The 23622-nt window shown below is 68.6% G+C and carries 20 protein-coding genes; 9 read left to right on the forward strand and 11 right to left on the reverse strand.

Translation table 11 applies throughout. The annotated features are described in order from the left end of the window. Position 1: 1 nt before the first annotated feature. The 5 genes from G4D77_RS02130 to G4D77_RS02150 form a co-directional block, all read right to left on the reverse strand. Positions 2-907 carry an SDR family oxidoreductase gene (locus G4D77_RS02130; RefSeq protein ID WP_016446795.1) on the reverse strand — a complete coding sequence of 302 codons (906 nt, stop codon included), beginning with the start codon at positions 905-907 and terminating at the stop codon, positions 2-4. Between the two features lie 29 nt (positions 908-936). Next, positions 937-1953: an NADP-dependent oxidoreductase gene (locus G4D77_RS02135; RefSeq protein WP_047327659.1), complete on the reverse strand. Its 1017-nt coding sequence runs from the start codon at positions 1951-1953 to the stop codon at positions 937-939. Positions 1954-2051: 98 nt separating this feature from the next. Beyond that, on the reverse strand, positions 2052-2474 hold the full coding sequence (locus G4D77_RS02140) for a PaaI family thioesterase (protein WP_016446794.1): 423 nt from the start codon (positions 2472-2474) through the stop codon (positions 2052-2054). Positions 2475-2591: 117 nt separating this feature from the next. Next, positions 2592-3383 (reverse strand): SDR family oxidoreductase, encoded by a 792-nt coding sequence (locus tag G4D77_RS02145; RefSeq protein ID WP_047327658.1) that lies wholly within the window; start codon positions 3381-3383, stop codon positions 2592-2594. 137 nt (positions 3384-3520) lie between these two features. Further along, a complete protein-coding gene (locus G4D77_RS02150) occupies positions 3521-4240 on the reverse strand; it encodes a methylated-DNA--[protein]-cysteine S-methyltransferase (protein WP_154834483.1) in 720 nt (239 codons plus the stop codon). Between G4D77_RS02150 and G4D77_RS02155 the strand changes: the two genes are divergently transcribed. The 3 genes from G4D77_RS02155 (at position 4239) to G4D77_RS02165 (ending at position 5843) form a co-directional block, all read left to right on the forward strand. Further along, positions 4239-4400, forward strand: a complete 162-nt coding sequence (locus G4D77_RS02155; RefSeq protein WP_213757887.1) for a hypothetical protein — start codon at positions 4239-4241, stop codon at positions 4398-4400. The two genes, G4D77_RS02150 and G4D77_RS02155, sit on opposite strands and share 2 nt — an antisense overlap. Before the next feature lie 3 nt (positions 4401-4403). Beyond that, a complete protein-coding gene (locus tag G4D77_RS02160) occupies positions 4404-4718 on the forward strand; it encodes a hypothetical protein (protein WP_016446792.1) in 315 nt (104 codons plus the stop codon). A 156-nt stretch (positions 4719-4874) separates the two neighbouring features. Beyond that, positions 4875-5843 carry a class I SAM-dependent methyltransferase gene (locus G4D77_RS02165; protein ID WP_016446791.1) on the forward strand — a complete coding sequence of 323 codons (969 nt, stop codon included), beginning with the start codon at positions 4875-4877 and terminating at the stop codon, positions 5841-5843. On the opposite strand, the gene eno is transcribed toward G4D77_RS02165, so the two are convergent. Further along, complete coding sequence (gene eno / locus G4D77_RS02170; protein ID WP_154834485.1) at positions 5789-7123, reverse strand: phosphopyruvate hydratase; 1335 nt, start codon at positions 7121-7123, stop codon at positions 5789-5791. The genes G4D77_RS02165 and eno overlap by 55 nt on opposite strands. A gap of 105 nt (positions 7124-7228) precedes the next feature. Between eno and G4D77_RS02175 the strand changes: the two genes are divergently transcribed. Next, the gene (locus G4D77_RS02175; protein ID WP_154834486.1) at positions 7229-8146 is read left to right on the forward strand and encodes a LysR substrate-binding domain-containing protein; all 918 of its coding nucleotides are present in this window, start codon (positions 7229-7231) and stop codon (positions 8144-8146) included. Between the two features lie 10 nt (positions 8147-8156). On the opposite strand, the gene G4D77_RS02180 is transcribed toward G4D77_RS02175, so the two are convergent. After that, positions 8157-9332 carry a helix-turn-helix domain-containing protein gene (locus G4D77_RS02180; RefSeq protein WP_154834487.1) on the reverse strand — a complete coding sequence of 392 codons (1176 nt, stop codon included), beginning with the start codon at positions 9330-9332 and terminating at the stop codon, positions 8157-8159. Positions 9333-9448: 116 nt separating this feature from the next. On the opposite strand from G4D77_RS02180, the gene G4D77_RS02185 reads away from it, so the two are divergent. The 4 genes from G4D77_RS02185 (at position 9449) to G4D77_RS02200 (ending at position 16489) form a co-directional block, all read left to right on the forward strand. After that, a complete protein-coding gene (locus G4D77_RS02185; protein ID WP_154834488.1) occupies positions 9449-11659 on the forward strand; it encodes a TonB-dependent receptor domain-containing protein in 2211 nt (736 codons plus the stop codon). Positions 11660-11801: 142 nt separating this feature from the next. Next, on the forward strand, positions 11802-13925 hold the full coding sequence (locus tag G4D77_RS02190) for a PQQ-dependent dehydrogenase, methanol/ethanol family (protein ID WP_154834489.1): 2124 nt from the start codon (positions 11802-11804) through the stop codon (positions 13923-13925). A 132-nt stretch (positions 13926-14057) separates the two neighbouring features. Then, a complete protein-coding gene (locus tag G4D77_RS02195) occupies positions 14058-14939 on the forward strand; it encodes a transporter (RefSeq protein WP_154834490.1) in 882 nt (293 codons plus the stop codon). A gap of 41 nt (positions 14940-14980) precedes the next feature. Next, positions 14981-16489: an aldehyde dehydrogenase family protein gene (locus G4D77_RS02200; RefSeq protein ID WP_154834491.1), complete on the forward strand. Its 1509-nt coding sequence runs from the start codon at positions 14981-14983 to the stop codon at positions 16487-16489. 41 nt (positions 16490-16530) lie between these two features. On the opposite strand, the gene dld is transcribed toward G4D77_RS02200, so the two are convergent. The 4 genes from dld to lldP form a co-directional block, all read right to left on the reverse strand. Beyond that, complete coding sequence (dld, locus tag G4D77_RS02205) at positions 16531-18300, reverse strand: D-lactate dehydrogenase (protein WP_213757888.1); 1770 nt, start codon at positions 18298-18300, stop codon at positions 16531-16533. Next, complete coding sequence (lldD, locus tag G4D77_RS02210) at positions 18297-19436, reverse strand: FMN-dependent L-lactate dehydrogenase LldD (protein WP_016446782.1); 1140 nt, start codon at positions 19434-19436, stop codon at positions 18297-18299. The genes dld and lldD overlap by 4 nt, the downstream gene beginning before the upstream one ends. A gap of 10 nt (positions 19437-19446) precedes the next feature. Next, complete coding sequence (gene lldR, locus G4D77_RS02215; RefSeq protein WP_126312187.1) at positions 19447-20253, reverse strand: transcriptional regulator LldR; 807 nt, start codon at positions 20251-20253, stop codon at positions 19447-19449. 185 nt (positions 20254-20438) lie between these two features. Further along, on the reverse strand, positions 20439-22142 hold the full coding sequence (gene lldP, locus G4D77_RS02220) for an L-lactate permease (protein WP_154834492.1): 1704 nt from the start codon (positions 22140-22142) through the stop codon (positions 20439-20441). Positions 22143-22727: 585 nt separating this feature from the next. Here lldP and G4D77_RS02225 point away from each other — a divergent pair. Then, a complete protein-coding gene (locus tag G4D77_RS02225) occupies positions 22728-23612 on the forward strand; it encodes a putative selenate ABC transporter substrate-binding protein (protein ID WP_016452887.1) in 885 nt (294 codons plus the stop codon). Positions 23613-23622: the final 10 nt, after the last annotated feature.

Consider the following 23622-nt stretch of genomic DNA (forward strand, 5'->3'; position numbering starts at 1 on the left):
CTCAGGCCGCGCGCAGCGAGGCCTTGAGGCTGGCGCCCAGTTCGGGCTTGTGCGCGAACGGGTCGGTGGGGTTGCGGCCCTGCACCACATCCTCCATGCGGGTCTGGACCGAACCCAGGGCTTGCGGATGGCTGTAGATGTAGAACTGGTTGGCCGCAATGGCGTCGAAGACCTTCTGCGCCACATCGGTGGCCGTGACCTTGCCCGAGCCCACGGCCTTCTCGCTCATGGCCTGGCCTATCTTCTGGCTGGCCGTCAGCGGCTGCGCGGCCAGATGGCTGGGCCGGTTGCGCTCGCTGTGGCTGATGCCCGTAGGCACGAAGAAGGGGCACAGCACGCTGGCGCTGATCTGGTCGGAGACCAGGGCCAGGTCCTGGTACAGCGTCTCGGTCAGGCTGACCACGGCATGCTTGCTGACGTTGTAGATGCCCATGTTGGGAGGCGCCAGCAGCCCGGCCATGCTGGCCGTGTTGACGATGTGGCCCTCGAAGGACGGATCGGCCTTGGCGGCCTCCAGCATCATGGGCGTGAACAGCCGCACGCCGTGGATCACGCCCCAGAGGTTGACGCCCAGCACCCACTGCCAATCTTCCAGCGTGTTCTCCCAGACCAGCCCGCCCGCGCCCACGCCTGCGTTGTTGAACACGAAGTGCGGCGCGCCGAACTGCTGGCGCACCTCGTCGGCCAGGGCCTGCATCTGGGCAGCGTCGGACACATCCACGCGGCGTGCCAGCACGCGCACGCCCTGCCCTTCGAACTCGGCGGCAGCCTTGTCCAGCGCCTCCTGCTGCACATCGACCAGCACCAGGTTCATGCCCAGCTTCGCGCCGATGCGCGCGCACTCCAGGCCGAAGCCCGAGCCCGCGCCCGTCAGCACGGCCGTCTTGCCCTTGAAGTTCTTGATCATTCCCTTGTCTCCTGGTTTTTTGTGGTGGTTCAGATCAATTTGACGAGTTGCTTTCCGAAGTTCTTGCCCTTGAGCAGACCCAGGAAAGCGGAAGGTGCGGAGGCAATGCCTTCGGCAATGCTCTCGCGCGGGCGCAGCTTGCCGGTGCCCACCAGGCGGCCCAGTTCCTGCAGCGCCTCGGGCCAGACTTCCATGTGCTCGCTGACGATGAAGCCTTCGATGCGGATGCGGTTGACGAGGATGAGCGCGGGATTGGTCATGGGCAGCGGCTTGCCGTCGTAGCCCGCGATCATTCCGCACAGCGCGATCCGCGCAAAGGCGTTGGTGCGCAGCAGCACGGCGTCGAGGATGTAGCCGCCCACGTTCTCGAAGTAGCCGTCGATGCCCTGCGGGCAGGCGTCCTTGAGCGCCTTGGCCATGGTCTTGGTGTCGGGGTGCTCGCGGTAGTCGATGCAGGCATCGAAGCCCAGCTCCTCGGTGGCGTAGCGGCACTTCTCGGGGCCGCCCGCAATGCCTACCACGCGGCAGCCGCGCGCCTTGGCCAGGGCCGCAAACGCGCTGCCCACGGCGCCCGTGGCGGCGCTGACCACCACGGTCTCGCCGGCCTTGGGGGCGATGATCTTGACCAGGCCGTACCAGGCCGTCACGCCGGGCATGCCCACGGCGCCCAGGTAGTGCGACAGCGGCACATGGGTGGTGTCCACCTTGCGCAGCATGCCGGGCGCATCGCCATCGACCACGCTGTATTCCTGCCAGCCGCCCATGCCCACGACCTTGTCGCCAACGGCAAACTTGGGATGGCGGCTTTCCACCACCTCGCCCACGGTGCCGCCGATCATGACCTCGCCCAGCGGCTGGGGCTGGGCATAGCTCTTGCTGTCATTCATGCGGCCGCGCATGTAGGGGTCCAGGCTCAGGTAGTGGTGGCGCACCAGCACCTGGCCTTCGGCCAGCGCCGGGGTCTCGGTACTGACAAGGCGGAAATTGCTTTCCACGGCTTCGCCCTCGGGGCGGTTGTCGAGCAGGATCTGCTGGTTCACGGGCATGGGAAAACCTCCGGTGGCATCACAAACAATGGAACCAGTTCCCGGTGCTGCCGGGGCTGGCGTGTGGCATTGGGTATCTGGCAAATTCGCCGTGCGGATCAGTCCGTGGCGAGGGTTGTCTCGGCGGCGGCCGGCTTGGCCACGCGCGGCATGTACTTGAACGTTCCGGTCGCATGGCTGCACAGCCGGCCCGAGGCATCGAACACGCGCGCCTCGGTATAGGCCATGGAACGCGTGCGGTGCAGCACCACGCCCTTGGCCACCAGGGGGCCGCGCGCCGGCTGCATGAAGCTGGTCTTCATCTCTATGGTCACGCAGCCCATGTCGCGCTGCAGGCTGCGCGCGGCCACGGCCATGGTCACGTCCAGCAGGGTCATGGTGGCGCCGCCGTGGGTCACGTCAAAGGTGTTCAGGTGCTCGGGACGCGCCTCGAAGCGCAGTTCGGACTCCCCGTCCTCCATGCGGTGCAGGGTGAAACCCAGGTGGTCGACGAAGGGGATGGGGTGGCCAAAATCCAGCACGAAATTCTCCAGTTCAGATCGCAATGCAGGTGAGCATAAGGGCGCCCGAAGGCACCATGGCGCGCGGCGGCACGATCTGCGGGAAAAACTGTCACCTCGGCAGCAGCGCCACCGCGTTCAGCCGCCCACCAGGGCGCTGACGCCGCCGTCCACGGCCATCCACTGGCCCGTGATGTGCTTGCCCGCGTCGCTGGCGTACAGCAGGGTCAGGCCCTTGAGGTCCTCGTCGTCGCCCAGGCGGCGCAGCGGGGCATGGGATTTCATCTCGTCCTCGCCCAGGGTCTCGATCAGCACGCTGGCCATCTTGGTCTTGAAAAAGCCCGGGCAGATGGCGTTGACGGTGATGCCATGCACGCCCCACTCGCCGGCCAGCGCGCGCGTGAAGTTGATGACGGCTCCCTTGGAGGTGTTGTAGGCAATGGTCTTCATGCCCAGCGGGTTGCCGCCCAGGCCTGCGATGGAGGCCAGGTTGATGATGCGCCCGGTCTTGCGCGGGATCATGCTGCGCCGCGCGATCTGCTGGCTCAGCAGGAAGTAGCCGCGCACGTTGAGGTTCATCACCTTGTCCCAGGCGGCCACGGGGTGCTCCTCGGCCGGCGCGCCCCAGCTGGCGCCCGCGTTGTTGATGAGGATGTCCACCTGGCCCAGGCGCTCCAGCGTCTCGGCGGCCAGGCGCTCGATGTCGGCCTCGTTGGCGCAGTCGGCGGCAATCCAGCGGGCGTCGATGCCTGCGGCCTGCAGCTCGCCAGCGGCTTCCTCCAGGTCGGCAGCCTTGCGCGAACTCAGCATGATCCTGGCGCCCGCCTCGCCCAACGCATGGGCCATCTGCAGGCCCAGGCCGCGCGAGCCGCCGGTCACCAGGGCCGTCTTGCCGGTGAGGTCGAAAAGTTGCTGCACATTGCGAGTCATTCGTCTGTCTCCTGGTCCGGGTCTTGTGTGCCGGTCATGGGTGGAATGGAGGGCGGCCCTCCCCTGCCGGGACGGCCTGCAGCGGCGATTGTGCAAGCCGCCCCGCCGTGCCGCATGTCACATGCGTGTCCGGCCCGTCAATCCCCGAACAGCGAGCGCGTGCCGCCCCAGGCCGCACCCTCGATCTCCAGCATGCGCAGCTTGGTCAGCGCACCTGCGCCGCCCGAAAAACCGCCCGGCTGGGCGCCGGCGGCCAGCACGCGGTGGCAGGGAATCACGGGCGCGAAGGGGTTGAGGCCCAGCGCCTGTCCCACGGCGCGCGACAGGCCCACCTCGCCCAACTCGCGCGCGATCTCGCCGTAGGTGCGCGTATGGCCGGGAGCAATGGCACGCGTCAGCTCATAGACGCGGCGGTGAAATTCCGACACACCGTGCCAGTCCAGCGCCAGCCCGGCCAGATCCGGCAGTGCCTCGCCTGCGGGCAGCATGCGCCGTGATCGCAGATCGGGCAGCACCGGGCCGTCACGCAACTGCTGTGCGCTGGGCGCGGAAGGCTCCAAGGTCCATTCGCCATGGCCCGCCATGAGCACCTGCACGCCGGCGATGGCCTGTGCCACGCTGGCTGGCAGGTCCTCGGCCCGCGCCGCTGCGGCGTAGCTGCCCGGTCTGCGCAATTGCACGCCGCGCAGCATGCGCGTGCGCGTGGCGGCCGGGCCGTCCACCTCGGGCAACTGAAAGGCCACCAGGCCGCAGGCGCCCCAGGCCACGCCGCAGGGCCCCAAGCGCGTGGCAAACAGCGCATGGCCCGTGGCTTCGGGGTCCCAGGCCGGGCTGCCCGTGGTCGATTCGTTCGTCATGGCGGTGGTTTTCTCCTTGCAGGCGATTGTGGCCGCATGGCTGCCGCCGCTGCCCGCAGCGACCCCACCGGCACGACACTGTAAAAAAACACTGGATAAATACTGGATGCGCAGCCAGTTATTACTGTATATTTCGCCAGTCATCATCCTCATCTCATGAACCATGGACATGCAAGAAGCCGCCTTCACCGTCACCTTGTGTGACTACCCCAACCTGCCCGAGCAGGAACGCAACAAGGCCGAGGCACGCTATGCCCGCGTGCTGGAACGCCAGCTCGGCAGTGCCGAGCAGGTCAGCGAAACCCTGTCGCTCGTACAGGGGCTGGAGGACATGCCTCCAGAGGAAATCAGCGAAGACGCCAAGCTCGCCTTCACCCGCTGGATGAAAGCCGCCCGCGCCGCCACCGAGGCCGGCATGCAGGGCCTGGGCGATGGCGAGTGCAGCTTCTTCGAGGTGCGCCGCGGCTGGCGGCATTGAGCCTGCCCGCGGCACCGCTGAATGGGGCCTGAGCCCGGGTTTGCCTGGGCTGGGCCCCAAACTGCATACACTGGCAGACCTTTTCGTCGGCCCCTGCCTGGTTCCAAGCGGTTCCACCGGGCATGCCCGGCGCCCCTGCCAGATCCAGCCTTTCCCATGCAAGCCCTGCTCGACGCCATCGCCCGGATGGCCCTGCCCTCCGACGCCCAACGCATCTTCCACGGCCGTGGCGGCCTGTACCCGGGCTGCGAGCATCTGGTGCTCGACGCCTTCCCGCCCGTGCTGGTGCTCACCAGCTTCCAGCCGCTGGACGAAGACGCCCTGGCCGCCATCGGCACGGCGCTGTCACTGCGCTGGAGCGAACTGGCACCGGGCCAGCCCCTGAACTGGGTCTACCAGTTGCGCCAGCCCGCCGCGCCCGCCGAAACCCGGCTCATGGCCGGCGAAGTGCCAGACCCGCACATCGTCACCGAGGCCGGCACGCGCTACCGCGTACAGGTGCTGCGCGGCCAGAACCACGGCCTGTTCCTGGACATGGCCGAAGGCCGGCGCTGGGTGCACGCGCATGTGGCCAACCATCCCGAGCACCGCCATGGCATCAAGGTGCTCAACCTGTTCGCCTATACCTGCGCCTTTTCGGTAGTGGCCCTGCAGGCCGGGGCGCGCCATGTGATGAACATGGACATGGCCCAGGGCGCGCTGGCCACGGGCCAGCAGAACCACCGGCTCAACGATCTGTCGGGCGCCAGCTTCCTGGCCCACGACATCTTCAGCAGCTGGGGCAAGATCACGCGCGGCGGGCCGTACCACCTGATCGTGGTGGACCCGCCCAGCTACCAGAAGGGCAGCTTCGTCGCCACCAAGGACTATGCCCGCCTGATGCGCCGCCTGCCCGACCTGCTGCGCCCCGGCGGCCATGTGCTGCTGTGCCTGAACGCGCCCGAGATGGGCACGCAGTTCCTGACATCGCAGATGCAGGAAGTGGCGCCCGAGCTGGAGTTCGTCGAGCGCCTGGCCAATCCGGCCACCTTCGCCGACATCGACGCCGAGCGCAGCCTCAAGGTGCTGGTCTACAGGGCGCCCGCAACCCCCGCAACTCCCGCAGCGGCCGACACGGCTTCCTGACCCGCCCGGCCCTTGAGCGCACGGCGCCCCGCATAGACGGCAGCCGGGCCCAGTTCGCGCTCGATGCGCAGCAGCCGGTTGTACTTGGCCGTGCGGTCGGCGCGCGACAGCGAGCCGGTCTTGATCATGGCGCACTGGGCCGCCACGGCCAGGTCGGCAATGCTGGTGTCCTCGGTCTCGCCCGAGCGGTGCGACATCACCACGCCATAGCCCGCGCCATGCGCCAGGCGCAGCACGTCCCAGGTTTCGGTCAGCGTGCCGATCTGGTTGATCTTGACCAGGATGGCATTGCCCACGCCCCGGCCAATGCCGCCCTCGAACAGGCCGGGGTTCGTGCAGAACACATCGTCGCCCACCAGCTGGCAGCGTCCGCCCAGGCGCCGGCCCAGGGCCTGCCAGCCCTCGATATCGTCCTCGGCCATGCCGTCCTCGATGGAGACGATGGGGTAGTGCTCCACCAGTTGCGCCAGGTAGTCCACCTGCTGCTGGCGGCTGCGCACCAGGCCCTCGCCCGCGTAGCGGTAGCCGTCCTCGCCATGGAATTCACTGGCCGCAGGGTCCAGGGCCAGGGCGATGTCCCTGCCGGGGCGCAGGCCGGCGCGCTCGATGGCGGCCATCAGGTAGTCCAGCGCCTCGGGCGCGCTGCGCAGGGCGGGCGCAAAGCCGCCCTCGTCGCCCACGTTGACGCTGTGGCCTGCGGCCTTGAGGGCATGGCGCAGCGTGTGGAAGACCTCGGCGCCCATGCGCAGCGCCTCACCGAAGCTGTCCGCCCCCACCGGCAGCAGCATGAACTCCTGGAAGTCCAGCGGATTGTCGGCATGGGCGCCACCGTTGATGACATTGATCATGGGCACGGGCAGCACGCGCGCCTGGGCACCGCCCATGTGCCGCCACAGCGGCATGCGCTGGCTGGCCGCCGCCGCGCGGGCCACGGCCAGCGACACGCCCAGCAGCGCGTTGGCGCCCAGCCGGCTTTTGCCGGGCGTGCCGTCCAGCGCCATCATGGCCGTGTCGATGCGGCCCTGGGCGTCGGCCTGCATGCCGCGCAGCAGATCGCGCAGCTCGGTGTTGACGGCCTGCACCGCCCCCAGCACGCCCTTGCCCAGGTGGCGCGAGGCATCGCCGTCGCGCCGCTCCAGCGCCTCATGCCGCCCCGTGGAGGCGCCCGAGGGCACCAGGGCCAGGCCGCGTGCGCCGTCCTCCAGCTCGACCTCGACCTCCACGGTGGGATGGCCCCGGCTGTCCAGCGCCTCATGGGCCGCGATATCGGTGATCTGCATGGAAACTCCTTTTCGTCAAGAAATTGAACTGTGCAAAGGAGCTGGCAAGCCTGCAAAACTCCAATGCACAGGCACCCATACTAGAAATCACGACGATGCGGGACAATGCAGTTTTTCTGCCCATGCGTCAGTTTTTCTGACGAATTGATTGCCATGAGACAACTGCCACCGCTGGCCGCCCTGCGCGCCTTCGAGGCCATTGCCCGCACCGGCTCGGTGACCCGCGCGGCCGAGGAACTGTGCCGCAGCCACGGCGCCATCAGCCGCCACCTGCGCCTGCTGCAGGAGCACGCGGGCGCGGCGCTGTTCGAGAAAGAAGGCACGGGCCTGCGCCTGACCGAGGCCGGCGCCGCCTTCCATGCCTCGGTGCGCACGGCCTTCGACCATCTGGAGGCCGCCTATGCCCAGCTGGCGCGCGACGCCCAGGCACCGGGGCTGCATGTAGCCTGCAGCGCCACCTTTGCCATGCGCTGGCTGGTGCCGCAGCTGGCGGTGTTCTACCGCAGCCACCCGCATATCCGCATCCGCCTGTCCATGACCTCGGCGCGCGAGATGCGCCACGAGGGCGCCGACCTGATCATTGCCTGGGACCTGTCCACCTACGGCGAGGCCGACCGCCACCGCGCCATCGAACTGGCGCCCGTGCACTTCGGCGCCGTGTGCACGCCGGCCTATGCCCGGCGCCGGCCCGCCAACCGCGCGCGCATTGCACATGAGTACACGGCCAGTGCCTGGAACCAATGGGAAGCCCTCACGGGCCAGCCCGTGGCCCTGGGCGAGACGCTGGCGTTCCCGCACACCCACCTGTGCATAGAGGCAGCACTGTCGGGCCTGGGCGTTGCCCTCGTGGAGCAGCGGCTGATCGCACGCGAGCTCCAGGAGGGGCTGCTGGTGGCGCCCCATGGCTTCGTGCCCTTCGAGGGTGGCCTGCGCGCCGTGCCCGCTGCAGGGCGTGCGCTGCCGGCCCAGGCGGGGGTCTTCATCGAATGGATGCGCGGCGCGCTGGCCGCCGTGCCGGCATAGGCCGGACGGCCTAAGCCCTGCCCCATTCGCGCAGGCGCCGGTACAGCAGCCCGCGCGAGACGCCCAGCATGCGGGCGGCCTGCGAGATATTGCCCTGGCAGCGGGCCAGGGCCTGCTCGATCAGCTCGCGGCTGGCCTCGCCCAGGGAGGACGGTGCCTCGGACGGCGCCTCGGCGGGCGGCGGCAGGGCCTCGATGGCCGGCAGCCCCTCTTCGACCTGGGAAGATGCCTCATCCAGCCTCGCCTCCATCCACAGCGTCAGCCCCGTGGGCAGCATCTGCGGGCGCGCCTGGCCGTGGTGGGCCAGCTCCAGCAACTGGTTCAGGCCCAGGCCGAAGACTTCCTCTGCCGCCATCCCCTCGGCGGGCCGGCGCGGGCAGTCGAACAACTGGGCGCCCACGCCGTTGAACCACCGCACCATGCCTTCGCCATCCACGGCGGCCAGCCCTTCCAGCGGCGTGCCGAACATGCTGCGGCTGGACTGGAAGCGCAGCAACAGGTGCATGCGGGCGGCGCCCACCAGCAGCCGGTTCTCGATGCAGGTGGCGTACATGTGGGCCATGGCGCCTGCGTCGAAGCGAAAGGGGCCCGCCTCGCTGCTCAGGTCCAGCATGGCCACGGTGCGCCCGCTGGCATCGCGCACGGGCGCGGCCGCGCAGTGCAGCGAGGCCAGGCAGCGAAAGAAATGCTCGCCGCCACGCACATGGCAGACCTCGCCCGTGCGCACGGCCACGCCGGGTGCGCCCGTGCCCACGGCATCCTCGGCAATGTTCACGCCCACGCGCGCGGCCGTCAGCAGCAGCGGGCCGTCGCCCGGCGTGGGGCGCGAGGCGATCAGCACCACGCCCTCGCTGCAGGTGAGCATGGCGCGCGCCTGGCTGCCCGCGATCACGGTTTCGAGTTCGGCGATGGGGTCGCGCGCCGCCTCGATCAGCGCGCGGTTGTGGGTCAGCAAGGTGGCCGTGCGGATCTTGCTGACCGGGTCGAAGCTGATCTTCTCGTCGGGGCTGCGGCTGGCGCCCAGGCAGCGCGTCCAGGACTGCAGCACGGGCTCGGACACCAGGCCCGATGGGCGCTCGCCGCGCTCGAAATAGCGCTCGCGCGCCAGCGCCACCCGGTCCTGGCGCGAGGCATAGAAGGGGTTGGAGGGCAGTGGGGCGGGAGGCGGCTGTTGCATGACGGACATCAAAACTGCCGCGATTGTTGTTCCGCCACGGCACAGGACAGCACTAGGGAAATCACCCGTGTTGGAACGGATTGCCGGGCTCGGTAACCTCGGGCATCGCCACAGGCCCGCCCGCAATGACACGCTCCCCCCACAGCACAAGACACCCCCGGCCCGCCCTGCCCACCCTGGGCGCCGCACTGGCCTGCACGCTGCACGCCCTGCCCGCCCAGGCGGCAAACGCAGCGCAGGACTCCAGCGAGGCCCTGCTCGCCCCCGTGGTCATCACGGCCAGCCAGCCCGGCGCCGGCCCCGACCTGTGGCGCGCAACGGCCGCCATCGATAGCGTGGACGGCACGGTGCTGCGCGAGGGGCAGATGCAGGTCAACCTGTCCGAAAGCCTGGCGCGCGTGCCGGGCCTGGTGGTGCTGAACCGCCAGAACTTCGCCCAGGACCTGCAGATCTCGGTGCGCGGCTTCGGTGCGCGCTCCACCTTTGGCGTGCGCGGCCTGCGCCTGTACGTGGACGGCATTCCGGCAGGCGCGCCCGACGGCCAGGGCCAGGCCGCCAACTTCACGCTGGGCAACGCCGCGCGCCTGGACGTGGTGCGCGGCCCGGCCGCCGTGCTCTACGGCAACAGCGCAGGCGGTGCACTGCTGCTGTACACCGAAGACGGCGAGGAACCGGGCCTGTGGCGCAGCGGCATGGCCGTGGGGCCGGACGGGCTGTGGCGCCTGTCCACCCAGCTGCGCGGCACAATCGGTGGCGGAAAGCCGGACCAGGCGGATGGTGGCTCCGCCCCCTGGCGCTATGCCATCCACATCGAGCGCTTCGCCACCGACGGCATGCGCCCCCAGTCGGCCGCCGACCGCAGCACGGCCCACATGAAGCTGTCACGCAAACAGGGCGACGACCAGTGGCTGCTGCAGTACCAGGAGCAGCGCGCCAGCGCCCAGGACCCGCTGGGTCTGACACGCGCCGAGTTCGAGGCCGACCCCGGCCAGACCACGGCCAGCGCGCTGCGCTTCAACACGCGCAAAAGCGTGCGCCAGCGCCAGTTGGGTGCCGCCTGGCAGCACCAGTTCGGCGCGGGCCAGCGCCTGGAACTCATGGCCTATGCGGGTACGCGCTCCGTGCTGCAGTACCAGTCCATTCCCGTGGCCACGCAGGCACCGCCCTCGCATTCAGGCGGCGTGATCGACCTGGACCGCGACTACGCGGGCATGAACCTGCGCTGGCGCAGCACCCATGAGGACGTGGCCGGCGGCCGGCTGGACTGGTCGGCAGGCCTGGCCTACGACTGGCAGGGCGAAACCCGGCGCGGCTACGAGAACTTCATCGGCAGCCGGCTCGGCGTGCAGGGCCGGCTGCGCCGCGACGAACGCAACCAGGCGCGCTCCGCCGACCCCTATCTGCAGGCTGAATGGAGCACGCAGAGCCTGGCCCTGAGCGCCGGCCTGCGCCAGGCGCGCGTGCGCTACCGCTCCGAGGACCACTACATCACAGCCGGCAATGGCGACGACAGCGGCAGCATGGCCTGGCGCGGCTGGCTGCCCTCGCTGGGCCTGCGCGTGAACCTGCTGCCGGAGCTGGTGGCCCACGCATCGGTGGGCCGGGGCATGGAAACGCCCACGCTCAACGAAGTGGCCTACCGGCCCGGTGGCCAAAATGGCATGAACAGCGGCCTGAACACCGGCCTGGCCGCCAGCGCCCACAACACCGTCGAGGTCGGCCTGCGCGGGCGCCACGGCAACGCGGGCTGGAACCTCACGCTGTTCGAGACCCATACCCAGCGCGAACTCACCGTGCTGTCCAACACGGGCGGGCGCGCCACCTACCAGAACGCGAGCCGCACGCTGCGCCGGGGGCTGGAATTCTCGGGCAATGCCCAATGGGGGCCGCTCACGGCCAGCACCGCCCTGACCCTGCTGCAGGCCCGCTACCGCGACAGCTTCCTGACCTGCGAGGCCACGCCCTGCACCACGCCCACCGCCCCGGTGGATGCCGGCGCGCGCCTGGCCGGCACCGCGCCGCGCCGCCTGTGGAGCGAACTGGCCTGGCAGCTGTCGCCGCAATGGACCTGGACCGTGGACATGCTGCACAGCGGCCCCGTGGCCGTGAACGACCGCAACACCGACCGCGCGGCCGGCTACACCGTCTGGGGTTCCAGCCTGCGCTGGTCACGGCAATGGCAGCAGTGGAGCGCCCAGACCTTTGTGCGGCTGGACAACCTGTTCGACCGGCGCTATGCGGGGTCGGTCATCGTCAACGAGGGCAACCAGCGGTTCTTCGAACCGGGTGCAGGACGCGGGCTGTCGGCCGGGGTGACGGTCAGCCGGACGTTCTGAGCTGTTCCATGGCGGTACACATCCGCCCCCGGGAAAGTCCGAATGTTGTGACCCGAGGCCGCTTTTTTTATCGTCTCCCACATGGTGCCCTTGCCCCCAGCGCCATGCACGCAAAAACAAACCACACAGGAGACGAGACAACATGAAGACCCACGTGCTTTCCTCCACGCTGCTGGCCGCCGGCCTGGTGCTGGCCCTTCCCGGCGCCACGCTGGCACAGGCCGGCCTGCCAAGCAAAGGCTCGCCCGAGCACATACGCGCCGTCACCTCGCGCATCGACTCGCAGAGCATCCGCGACAACGCACGCAGCTCCAAGGACTGGCCCAGCTACGGCATGGACTACAGCGAGACGCGCTTTTCCAAACTCAGGCAGCTGGACACGGCCAATGTGAAGCGGCTGGGCCTGGTCTGGTCGTATGACCTGGAATCCACGCGCGGCGTGGAGTCCACGCCCGTGGTGGTCGATGGAATCATGTACGTCACGGCCAGCTGGAGCGTGGTGCATGCGGTGGACGTGCGCACCGGCAAGCGCCTGTGGAGCTACGACCCCGGCGTGGACCGTGCCAACGGCTTCAAGGGCTGCTGCGACGTGGTCAACCGCGGCGTGGCGGTCTACAAGGGCAAGGTGTATGTGGGCGCCTTCGATGGCCGCCTGGTGGCGCTGGACGCGGCCACGGGCCAGAAGGTCTGGGAGCAGGACACCATCATCGACCGCGCCTACTCGTACACCATCACGGGCGCGCCGCGCGTCATCAAGGGCAAGGTGCTGATCGGCAACGGCGGCGCCGAGTACGGCGTGCGCGGCTATGTCACGGCCTATGACGCCGAGACCGGTGCCCAGCAGTGGCGCTGGTTCACCGTGCCCGGCGATCCATCCAAGCCCTTCGAGAACGAGGCCATGGCCCGCGCCGCCAAGACCTGGGACCCGGCCGGCAAGTGGTGGGAGGCCGGTGGCGGCGGCACGGCCTGGGACACCATGGCCTATGACCCCGAGCTCAACCTCATGTACATCGGCACGGGCAACGGCTCGCCCTGGGCGCAAGCCAAGCGCAGCCCGGCCGGTGGCGACAACCTGTACCTGGCCAGCATCGTGGCGCTGAACCCCGATACGGGCGAGTACGTCTGGCATTACCAGGAGACGCCGGGCGACAGCTGGGACTTCACCTCCACCCAGCCCATGGTGCTGGCCGACATCAAGATCGGCGGCAAGCCGCGCAAGGTCATCCTGCATGCGCCCAAGAACGGCTTCTTCTTCGTGATCGACCGCACCAGCGGCCAGTTCATCTCGGCCAAGAACTTCGTCGATGTGAACTGGGCCAGCGGCTACGACGCCAAGGGCCGGCCCATCGAGACGCCGATTGCGCGCAGCGGCGACCGCGCGCGCGACGTGATCCCCAGCCCCTTCGGCGCGCACAACTGGCATTCCATGTCCTACAGCCCCGACACGGGCCTGGCCTACCTGCCGGCCCAGCATGTGCCGCTGACCCTGCAGGACAACAAGAACTGGAAGTTCAACGGCGGCTCCCTGCCCGAGCCGCACAGCAATATCGGCTGGAATACGGCCACGCTGGTCAACATGGAGCCGCCCAAGAGCACGCCCTTCGGCCGCCTAATCGCCTGGGACCCGGTGGCACAGAAGGAGCGCTGGCGCGTGGAGCATGCCTCGCCCTGGAACGGCGGCACGCTGGCCACAGCGGGCAACCTGGTGTTCCAGGGCACGGCCGACGGCCGCTTCGTGGCCTATGACGCGCGCAACGGCAAGAAGCTCTGGGAAAAGCCCACGGGCACGGGCGTGGTGGCCGCACCCATCACCTATGAGGTCGATGGCCGGCAGTACGTCTCCATCGCCGTGGGCTGGGGCGGCGTCTACGGCCTGGCCGCGCGCCACACCGAGCGCAAGGGCCCGGGCACGGTCTACACCTTCGCGCTGGACGGCAAGGCCGAGGCGCCTGCCTTCGTCGCCTACCAGCAGGGCAAGCTGCTGCAGGGCGTGCCCTACGACAAGAGCCTGGTGGCCGAAGGCACGGCCCTGTATGTCAGCAACTGCGCCTTCTGCCACGGCGTGCCCGGCGTGGACCGGGGCGGCAACCTGCCCAACCTGGGCTACCTGGACCCGGCCTATATCGAGCACCTGGACAAGTTCATCTTCAAGGGCCCGGCCATGTCGCGCGGCATGCCCGACTTCACGGGCAAGCTGAGCATGGACGACGTGGAAAAGATCAAGGCCTTCATCCAGGGCACGGCTGACGCGGTGCGGCCCAAGTAGCCAACGCGAGCCGCCCTCCCCCTCCCCCTCCCCCTCCCCCTCCCCCAACCTCCCATCCCCTCCCCGGCCCTGCTGTCCTGCAGCAGGCCTGGGCAGGGCTTTGCCTGAAAACACCGGACCGGACTCTTCGCCATGCCATCCAAGCCCTTCACCCGCGCATCCCTGGCCCTGGCAGCCATGGCCGCATGCGCCACCTTCAATGCCCACGCCGTCGATATCGACGCGGGCGACTACACCGCCCTGCCGCCCGGCACCACGCTGGGCATGGTCTATTACCAGCACGCCACGCGGGACAGCCTCTATGCCAATGGCGACCAGGCGCCCATACGGCCGAGGCTGACCTCGGACATCGGCATAGCGCGCGGCGTGCACTTCATGAAGCTGGGCGACTACGTGATCGACCCGCAGTTCCTGCTGCCCTTCGGGCGCCTGTCGGCCTCGCGCGATATCGCGGCCATGGGCAGCAACACCGGCGTGGGCGACCTGATGCTGGCCGCCACCCTGTGGCTGACCAAGCCCGGCGACAAGGAGCACTTCGGCATCACCCCCTTTGTCTGGCTGCCCACGGGCCAGTACAACCGCAACGACCCGCTGAGCCTGGGCGAGAACCGCTGGAAGGCGGCCCTGCAGGCCGGCTGGATCAAGCCGCTGGGCAAGCGCGTGACCATGGACCTGGCGGCCGATGTCACCGTCTTCGGCAAGAACGACGACTTCGGCGCCCAAAGCGCCACGCTCAAGCAAAAGGCGCAGTTCCAGTTCCAGGGCCTGCTGCGCTACCACCTGTCGGAGACCTCGGACCTGCGCCTGGGCCTGTCGCACCTGACGGGCGGCGAGACCCAGGTCAACGGCGTGTCGCAAGGCGACCGCCAGTCCACCACCAAGGTCTCTTTCGGCGGCGCGGTCTTTGTCGCGCCGAAGACGCAGTTGCTGGCCACCGTGGGCCGCGACCTGCATGTGCGCCAGGGCTTCAAGGAGAACGCCCGCATCAACCTGCGCCTGCTGCAGGTTTTCTGATCCCACACCCCTTTCCCCCGTTCACCCCCAAGGAGCACACCATGAACCTCAGCGACATCCAGCACCAGATCACCGAGCGCGCCAGCGCCTTCCTCAACCGGGGCATGCATGACCTCTTCATCGACGGCCAATGGGTGGCGGCCCGGACCGGCCAGCGCCTGTCCACCGTCAACCCGGCCACCGAGGCCGTGATCGCCGAAGTCGCCAGCGCCGGCCCGGCCGACGTGGACCTTGCAGTGCGCGCCGCCCACCGCGCGCTGCACCTGGGCCCCTGGGGCCGCATGCGCCCCGTGGAGCGCGAGCGCCTGATGCTGCGCCTGGCCGACCTCATGGAGACCCATACCCAGGCCCTGGCCGAGGTCGAATCGCTGGACAACGGCAAGTCCGCCGCCATTGCGCGCGCCGTGGACATCGCCATGGCCATAGACTCCATCCGCTACATGGCCGGCTGGGCCACCAAGATCGAGGGCATGACGCACGAGCACTCCGTGCCCTTCGCGCCCGAGGCCCAGATGTTCACCTACACCCGGCGCGAGCCCGTGGGCGTGGTCGCCGCCGTCGTGCCCTGGAACTTCCCCCTGCTCATGGCCACCTGGAAGCTGGCGCCAGCGCTGGCCGCAGGCTGCACCCTGGTGCTCAAGCCCGCCGAGCAGACGCCGCTGACCGCGCTGATGCTGGCCGAGCTGATCCAGGAAGCGGGCTTTCCGCCCGGCGTGTTCAACGTGGTCACGGGCGACGGCCCCGGCACGGGTGCGCCCCTGGTCTCGCACCCGCTGGTCAACAAGGTCAGTTTCACGGGCTCTACCGAGGTGGGCAAGCTCATCGGCCATGCCTGCATGGACAACATGACGCGCATCACGCTGGAGCTGGGCGGCAAGTCCCCCGTCATCGTGCTCGACGACTGCGACCCCGCCACGGCTGCGGCGGGCGCGGCCAATGCCATCTTTTTCAACCACGGCCAGGTCTGCTGCGCGGGCTCGCGCCTGTACGTGCACAAAAGCATGTTCGACCGCGTGGTGGCCGACGTGGCCGACCAGGCCGCCCGGCTCACCCTGGGCCATGGCCTGGACCCCCGCGCACAGATGGGCCCGCTGGTCTCGCAGGAGCAGATGGAGCGTGTCTGCAGCTACATCGACATAGGCCGCAGCCAGGGCGCCGAGGTGGTGACGGGCGGCGCCCGCTCAGGCCAGCGCGGCTACTTCGTGCAGCCCACGGTGATGACCGGCGTGCAGCACGACCACCGCGTGGCCCGCGAGGAAATCTTCGGCCCCGTGCTCGTGGCCATGCCCTATGACGACCTCGACGAAGTCGCCGCCTGGGCCAACGACACGCCCTACGGCCTGGGCGCCAGCATCTGGTCCAACAACCTGTCCAAGGTCCACCGGCTGATCCCCAAGATCCAGTCCGGCACGGTCTGGGTCAACTGCCACAGCACCCTGGACCCGGGCATGCCCTTCGGCGGCTACAAGCAGTCCGGCATGGGCCGCGACATGGGCCGCACCGCGCTGGATGCCTACCTGGAGACCAAGTCGGTGTTCATCAATCTGTGAGGGGGTGCGGCGGGCTGCCCCCGGGCCCGCCTGCTCCTGCTCTACGGCGTTTCCGAATACCCCTTGGGCCATCCCCCCGGCCGGTCACAACACTCCTCCCAGCCCAGCTTGCGCGAGGTGTGGCCTATTCCGGGGTTGAAGGTGTTGGTGGGGTCCAGCTCACGGTAGAAGCCTGCCAGCGCGGGCTTGGCCACGTACAAGTGGCCCACGTTGTGTTCGGCCGGGTACTCGGCGCGGCGCGCGTCCAGCAGTTCCCACATGCGGTGCTCCATGGCCAGCGGGTCCACGCCCTTCTTGACGATGTAGTCCTGGTGGAAGACATGGCAGAAGAAGTGGCCGTAGTAGAGCTTGTGGACCATGTCGCGCTCGACCTCGGCGGGCAGCTGCTCCACCCATTCGCGGTCGTTGCGGCGCAGGGCCACGTCCAGGGCCACGATGTCCCCGACCTGGGCGCGGTGCACCTCGCGGTAGCGGATGGCCGCACCCGCGATGGCGAAGCGGTGCAGGAAGGCCTTGCGCCCCTCGTCGGCATCGCACTCGAACCAGCCGCCCGTGGTACTGCCGCTGAAGTGCCGCGTGAGGAATTCACGCGTGGCCTCGGCCGTGTCGTTGGACACGCGCACCAGCAGGTGGTGCTCGTAGCGGTCGCGCCACTGGCGCATGCGCGCGGGCAGGTGGCTGGGCAGCAGGTTGGTCAGCGCCTGGATCACGCGGTCGGTGACGCCGCGCAGGCCGAAGCGCTCGAAGAAGCCGTCCATGCGGCTCTTGAGGGCGAAGGCGGCCGGCACCCTGGCCGTGCCGAAGCGGTCGATCAGCAGGAAGGTGTCCTTGCCGTATTTCTCGCCGATGTCGTAGGCCGTGCGGTGGATGTACTCGCCGGCGATCGGCAGGCGCGGCAGCGCGGTCAGCAGCTCGCGGCGTACGGCCGTGAGGTCGTCGGGCGCATTGCTGCCTATATAGAAGACGGTGCTGGGCTCTTTGGGGAAGGTGTCCAGCCGCACGGCGAACAGGCACAGCTTGCCGGCCGAGCCCGAGGCCTCGAACAGGCGCGAGGGGTCGGCATTGAAGCGCGCGGGCGTGTCCTCGTCCACGGCGCGCACGGCCTCGGCATAGCGCGGGTCGGAGGCGGCGCGCTGCGCATCGTGAGCGATGTCGGACTCGGTGTAGTCGCCGTTTTGCAGCCGCATGAGGATTTCCTCGGGCGTGCGGCCCAGGGCGATGCCCAGGTGGTTGACGAGTTCCAGCGAGCCGTCGCCGCACACGCGCGCGTACAGCGCCAGTTCGGTATAGGCCGGGCCGCGCCGCACCAGGGCGCCGCCCGAGTTGTTGCAGATGCCGCCCAGCACCGAGGCGCCGATGCACGACGAGCCGATCACCGAATGCGGCTCGCGCCCCAGCGGCGCCAGCGCCTGCTCCAGCCGGTCCAGCGTGGCGCCGGGCAGGCACACCACCTGGGCGCCGCCGCCAATGACCTGCACGCCGGTGATGCGCAAGGTGTTGATGAGCACGATCTCGCGGTCGTAGTCCGCGCCGTCGGGCGTGGAGCCGCCCGTCAGGCCCGTGTTGGCGGCCTGCATGATGACGATGCGCCCGGCCGCCACGGCGGCCTGCACCACCTTCCACTGCTCCAGCAGCGTCGCGGGCCGCACCACGGCCAGCACCGGGCCCTCGCCCGTGCGGTGGCCCTTGCGGAAGCGGCGCGTGGCCTGGTCGTCGGTGAGCACATGGGCCGCGCCCACGGCCTGGCGCAGCTGCTGCAGCAGGGTTTCGCGGGACACCTGGGGCATGGCGGAGATGGCCGGCGCGCTCATGCTTCGCGCACCAGCAGGTCACCGGTGATGTCTGCCACCTTGCTGACGCTGGTCAGCGTCATGGCCACGCGCATCTCCTTTTCCAGCAGCTCCAGCAGGTGCTTGACGCCGGCCTCGCCGGCAGCGGCCAGCGCGTAGATGAAAGCGCGGCCGATCATGGCGCAGTCGGCGCCCAGGGCGATGGCGCGCACCACGTCCAGGCCGTTGCGGATGCCGGAGTCGGCCAGGATCTTGATCTGGCCCTTGACCGCATCGGCAATGGCCGGCAGCGCGCGGGCCGAGGACAGCACGCCGTCGAGCTGGCGGCCGCCATGGTTGGAGACGATGATGCCGTCGGCGCCAAAGCGCACGGCGTCCTTGGCGTCCTCGGGGTCCAGGATGCCCTTGATGACCATGGGCCCCTTCCAGAAGGCGCGTATCCATTCGAGGTCCTTCCAGGAAATGGAGGGATCGAAGTTGGCGCCCAGCCAGCCGATGTAGTCGGCCAGGCCCGTGGGGCTGCCCCGGTAGGCCGAGATGTTGCCCAGGTCATGCGGGCGGCCCAGCAGGCCCACGTCCATGGACCAGGCCGGATGCGTGACCGACTGCCAGTAGCGGCGCATGGCGGCATTCGGGCCGCTCATGCCCGAATGCGCATCGCGGTAGCGCGCGCCGGGCACGGGCATGTCCACGGTGAAGACCAGGGTGGAGCAGCCGGCCGCCTGGGCACGCTCCAGCGCGTTCTGCATGAAGCCCCGGTCCTTGAGCACATAGAGCTGGAACCACATGGGGCGCTTGATCCTGGGCGCCACCTCTTCGATGGGGCAGACCGAGACCGTGGACATGGTGAACGGAATGCCATGGGCGTCGGCCGCGCGCGCGGCCTGCACTTCGCCGCGGCGGCGGTACATGCCCGTCAGGCCCACGGGCGACAGCGCCACGGGGATGGACAGTTTCTCGCCGAACAGCTCGATGCTGGTGTCCAGCCGGCTCATGTCCTTGAGCACGCGCTGGCGCAGCGCCACGGCGGCCATGTCCTCGACATTGCGGCGCAGCGTCTGCTCGGCATAGGCGCCGCCGTCGATGTAATGGAACAGGAAAGGCGGCAGGCGCTTTTGCGCCGCCGCACGGTAGTCGGAGGTAGAGGAGATGATCATGATGGGTGTCTCATGTCTTTCGTATCAGGTCTGAAGTGGGCAGCAGCGCAGGCGCGGCGTCCAGCGGCAGCCGCATGGAGCGCTCGCGCCGCGCGCGGTCCTCGTCCAGGCGCTGGATGGTGGTGCGCACATGCTCCAGGTGCTCGCCGATGCATTCGCGGGCGCGCTGCGGGTCGCCGTCCAGGATGGACTGCATGAGGCTCTGGTGCTGCACGGTCAGCTCCTGCAGGGTCTGGGGCGCGCTCAGGCGGAACATGTCGTGGCGGTTGCGTTCCACCGTGGACAGCACCACGGTGAACAGGCTGTGCATGACCTGCACCAGCACCAGATTGTGCGAAGCCTCGGCAATGGCCAGGTGGAACTGCGCGTCGGCGCGCGCCGCCAGCTCGGCGTGGCCGCTTTGCTGGTGCTGGATCATCACCTCGAAGCAGCGCTGGATATGGTCCTTGTCCTGCGGCGTGGCGCGCTGGGCGGCCAGCCAGGCCGTGCTGGTCTCCAGCGCGTGGCGGGTTTCCAGCACGTCGTAGCGGTAGTGGGAGTCGGACTCCATCAGGCCGGCCAGCGGCCGCATGGCGTCCTTGAGCCAGTCCGCAGGCTCGGCAGCCGGCGCCGGCTCCTGCAGGTAGGTGCCATCGCCGCGCCGCGCCACCAGCACGCCCTGGCTGGTGAGTTTCTGTATCGCCTCGCGCACCGAGGTGCGCGAGACGCCCAGCTCGGCCGCCAGTTGCCGCTCCGCGGGCAGCCGCTGTCCGGGCTGCACTCCGCTGGCCTGCACCAGGGCAAGCAATTTCTCGACAACTTGATCGGCAACGCGCATGGGGATTCTCAGAATTGGTTTTCAGTGATTCACGGCGCTATGCGCCAGCCTCATCGCATGAAACCCGCACTGCCCAAGCCAGGGACACCGAGCAAGGGCCGCCCCGCCGCGAGGGTGTCGTCCCCCTCCCCCGCGAAGCGGGTAGAGAGGGGGAAGGCGCGCAGCGACTCAGGGGGTGTTTCATGTCAATACCCCGGAATCATCCACGTAAACACATAGGCTTGCAGCGTCGTGATCACCCCGATGATCACGGCGAACATCAGGCTGTGCTTGACCGTGAAGCGGAACAGGTCCGACTCACGCCCTGCCAGGCCCACGGCTGCGCAGGCAATGGCGATGGACTGGGGCGAGATCATCTTGCCCGTCACGCCGCCCGTGGTGTTGGCCGCCACCGTGAGCACCTGGGGCAGGCCCAGCTGCTGCGCCGTGGTGGCCTGCAGCGCGGCGAACAGCGCGTTGGCCGAAGTGTCCGAGCCCGTGAGGAACACGCCGATCCAGCCCAGGAAGGGCGAGAAGAACGTGAACGCCTGGCCCGTGTGTGCCAGCGCCAGGGCCAGCGTGGCCGACAGGCCCGAGTAGTTGGCCACGAAGGCGAAGGCCAGCACCATGCCGATGGAGTAGATCGGCACGGCCAGTTCCCTGAAGGTCTCGCCCAGCGTGGCCACGGCCTTGGCCGGCGACAGGCGCGTGAAGGTGATGGTGATCAGCGCCGCGATCAGGATGGCCGTGCCGGTGGCCAGCAGCCAGTTGAAAGTGTAGACCGCGCCGTAGGGCGCAGCGGCGGCCACGACGGGCGGCGTCTTCTCCACCAGGTTGTGCAGGAAGGGCACGGGGATGTTGATGACGGTGGAGGCCATCGGGCCACCTGCGGCGAACAGCGCCTTGAAGGGCTTGATGCTCCAGATCGTCACCATGGCCGTGAGGATGATGAAGGGCGACCAGGCCTTGATGACGGCGCCGGCCGTCAGCGGTGCACCGGAAGCGGCGGCGGGAGCCTTGACCGCCGTGGCTGTCTTCGCAATGGCAGCAGCCTTGCCGCCCTCGCCTTCCGTGTCGAAACGGAAGATGCGCTTGGGCTGCCAGACCTTGAGGAACAGCGTCAGCGCCACCAGCGAGACGATGGCCGAAGTGATGTCCGGCAGCTCCGGGCCGATGTAGTTGGCCGTGAGGAACTGCACCAGGGCAAACGAGCCGCCGCCCACCAGCACCGCAGGCCAGGTTTCCTTGACGCCGCGCCAGCCGTCCATGATGGCCATCAGCCAGAACAGCACGAGCACGGTCATGAAGGGCAGCTGGCGGCCGGCCATCTGGCCGATGGCGAAGGCATCCACGCCCGAGACCTGCCCTGCCACGATGATGGGAATGCCCATGGCGCCGAAGGCCACGGGCGCCGTGTTGGCGATCAGGCACAGGCCCGCCGCATACAGCGGCTTGAAGCCCAGGCCCACCAGCAGCGCGGCCGTGATGGCCACGGGCGCGCCGAAGCCGGCCGCGCCCTCCAGGAAGGCGCCGAAGCAAAAGCCCACCAGGATGAGCTGCAGCCGCTGGTCGGGCGTGACCGACAGGATGGACGAGCGGATCACGTCGAACTGCCCCGTCTTGACCGAGATCTTGTAGAGAAACACGGCCGCCACGATGATCCAGGCGATGGGCCACAGGCCGTAGAAAAAGCCGTACACGGCCGAGGCCAGTGCCGCGCTCACGGGCATCTTGTAGAACAGCAGCGCCACGCCCAGCGCCAGCGCCACGGTGACGGTGCCAGCCTGGTAGCCCTTGAGACGGAACCTGGTCAGCGCCAGGAAGAAAAAGATGATGGGAATCAGCGCGATCAGCGCCGAGATCCAGATGTTCCCGGCGGGATCGTAGTTCTGCTGCCAGATGGTTTGCATGACCGTGTCTCTAGATGATGGGGAGGGCGCGGTAAGCGCCCCTTGTCGGCCACTCCCTCTCGTTGCAGCGTTGGCATGCGGTGCGATCCGCACAGGATGTCTGCTGGCTGGCCGCAACGGTGACCGGGAGTGTTCCCCGCGCTGGCGCCTTGTGGGCCATTGGCAAATTGGTCCAACCAATTAAACCAAAATTCAGACCATTGCGCGAAGTGGTGCGATTCTCAGAGCTTTCAAGTGAGCAGATGAACAGGGTAAACACCTAAAAAAGTGCAGATAATGCACCACAATGTTTATTGGTCAGACCAATCATGGATGTTTTGGTGCAACGCATGTTCAAGTCCCCGCCAGGCAAGGCCCCAGGCGGTGCACAAACGCAGCGCACGCGGGAGAAAGATCGGCGGCAGCGCTGTGCCCGCAGGTCCGGCGCTCATGCCTGACGTCCCCAACGGAAAAGCCCGCTCCCTACAATGCAGCCTCAGCGGTCGGTGTACCGCCCTTGTACCTTCGGCGCCCGTGTCAACCCCGGGCGCCTTATTAAACCGCCGTGTATCCGGACGGCGGTGGCTGATTGAACGGAGCCCATCCATGAACCACATTCCTGCGCGCCGCTCGGCGCTGCGCCAGGCGGCTGCCTGCGTGCTGGCCGCCTCCACCCTGTCCAGCCTGCCTGCGCTGGCCGCCGAACCCGCCGTGCTGCGCGTCTCGGCCATCCCGGATGAAGCTCCCACCGAGCTGCAGCGCAAGTTCGAGCCGCTGGGCAAGTACCTCTCGGCACAGACCGGCATGAAGGTGGTGTTCACGCCCGTGACCGACTACGCCGCCGTGGTCGAGTCGCTGGCCACACGCAAGCTGGACCTGGCCTGGCTGGGCGGCTTCACCTTCGTGCAGGCCAAGATCCGCACCAACGGCACGGCCATTCCCATCGTGCAGCGCGAGGAAGACGCCAGGTTCACCTCCAAGTTCATCACGGCCAACCCCGCCATCAAGACCCTGGCCGACCTCAAGGGCAAGAGCTTTGCCTTTGGCGCGCCCTCGTCCACCTCGGGCAGCCTGATGCCGCGCTTTTTCCTGCAGCAGGACGGCATCAACCCCGAGAAGGACTTCAAGACCGTGGCCTTCTCCGGCGCGCATGACGCCACCGTGGCCTTTGTGGCCGCAGGCAAGGCCGAGGCCGGCGTGCTCAACGCATCGGTCTGGGACAAGCTGGTGGAGACCAAGAAGGTCGATACCAGCAAGGTGCGCGTGTTCGCCACCACGCCGCCCTACTTCGACTACAACTGGACCGTGCGCGGCGACCTGGACCCGGCCCTGGTCAAGAAGCTGACCGACGCCTTCCTGGCGCTGGACCCGGCCAAGCCAGAGCACAAGGCCATCCTGGAGCTGCAGCGTGCCGCGCGCTTCATTCCCACCCAGGCCTCGAACTACGAAGGCATCGAGGCCGCCGCCAAGTCGGCCGGCCTGCTCAAGTAAGCCGCGGCAG

Origin of the sequence: Delftia sp. WY8 (assembly GCF_018437695.1) — a bacterium.
Taxonomy (GTDB): Bacteria; Pseudomonadota; Gammaproteobacteria; order Burkholderiales; family Burkholderiaceae_C; genus Comamonas; species Comamonas tsuruhatensis.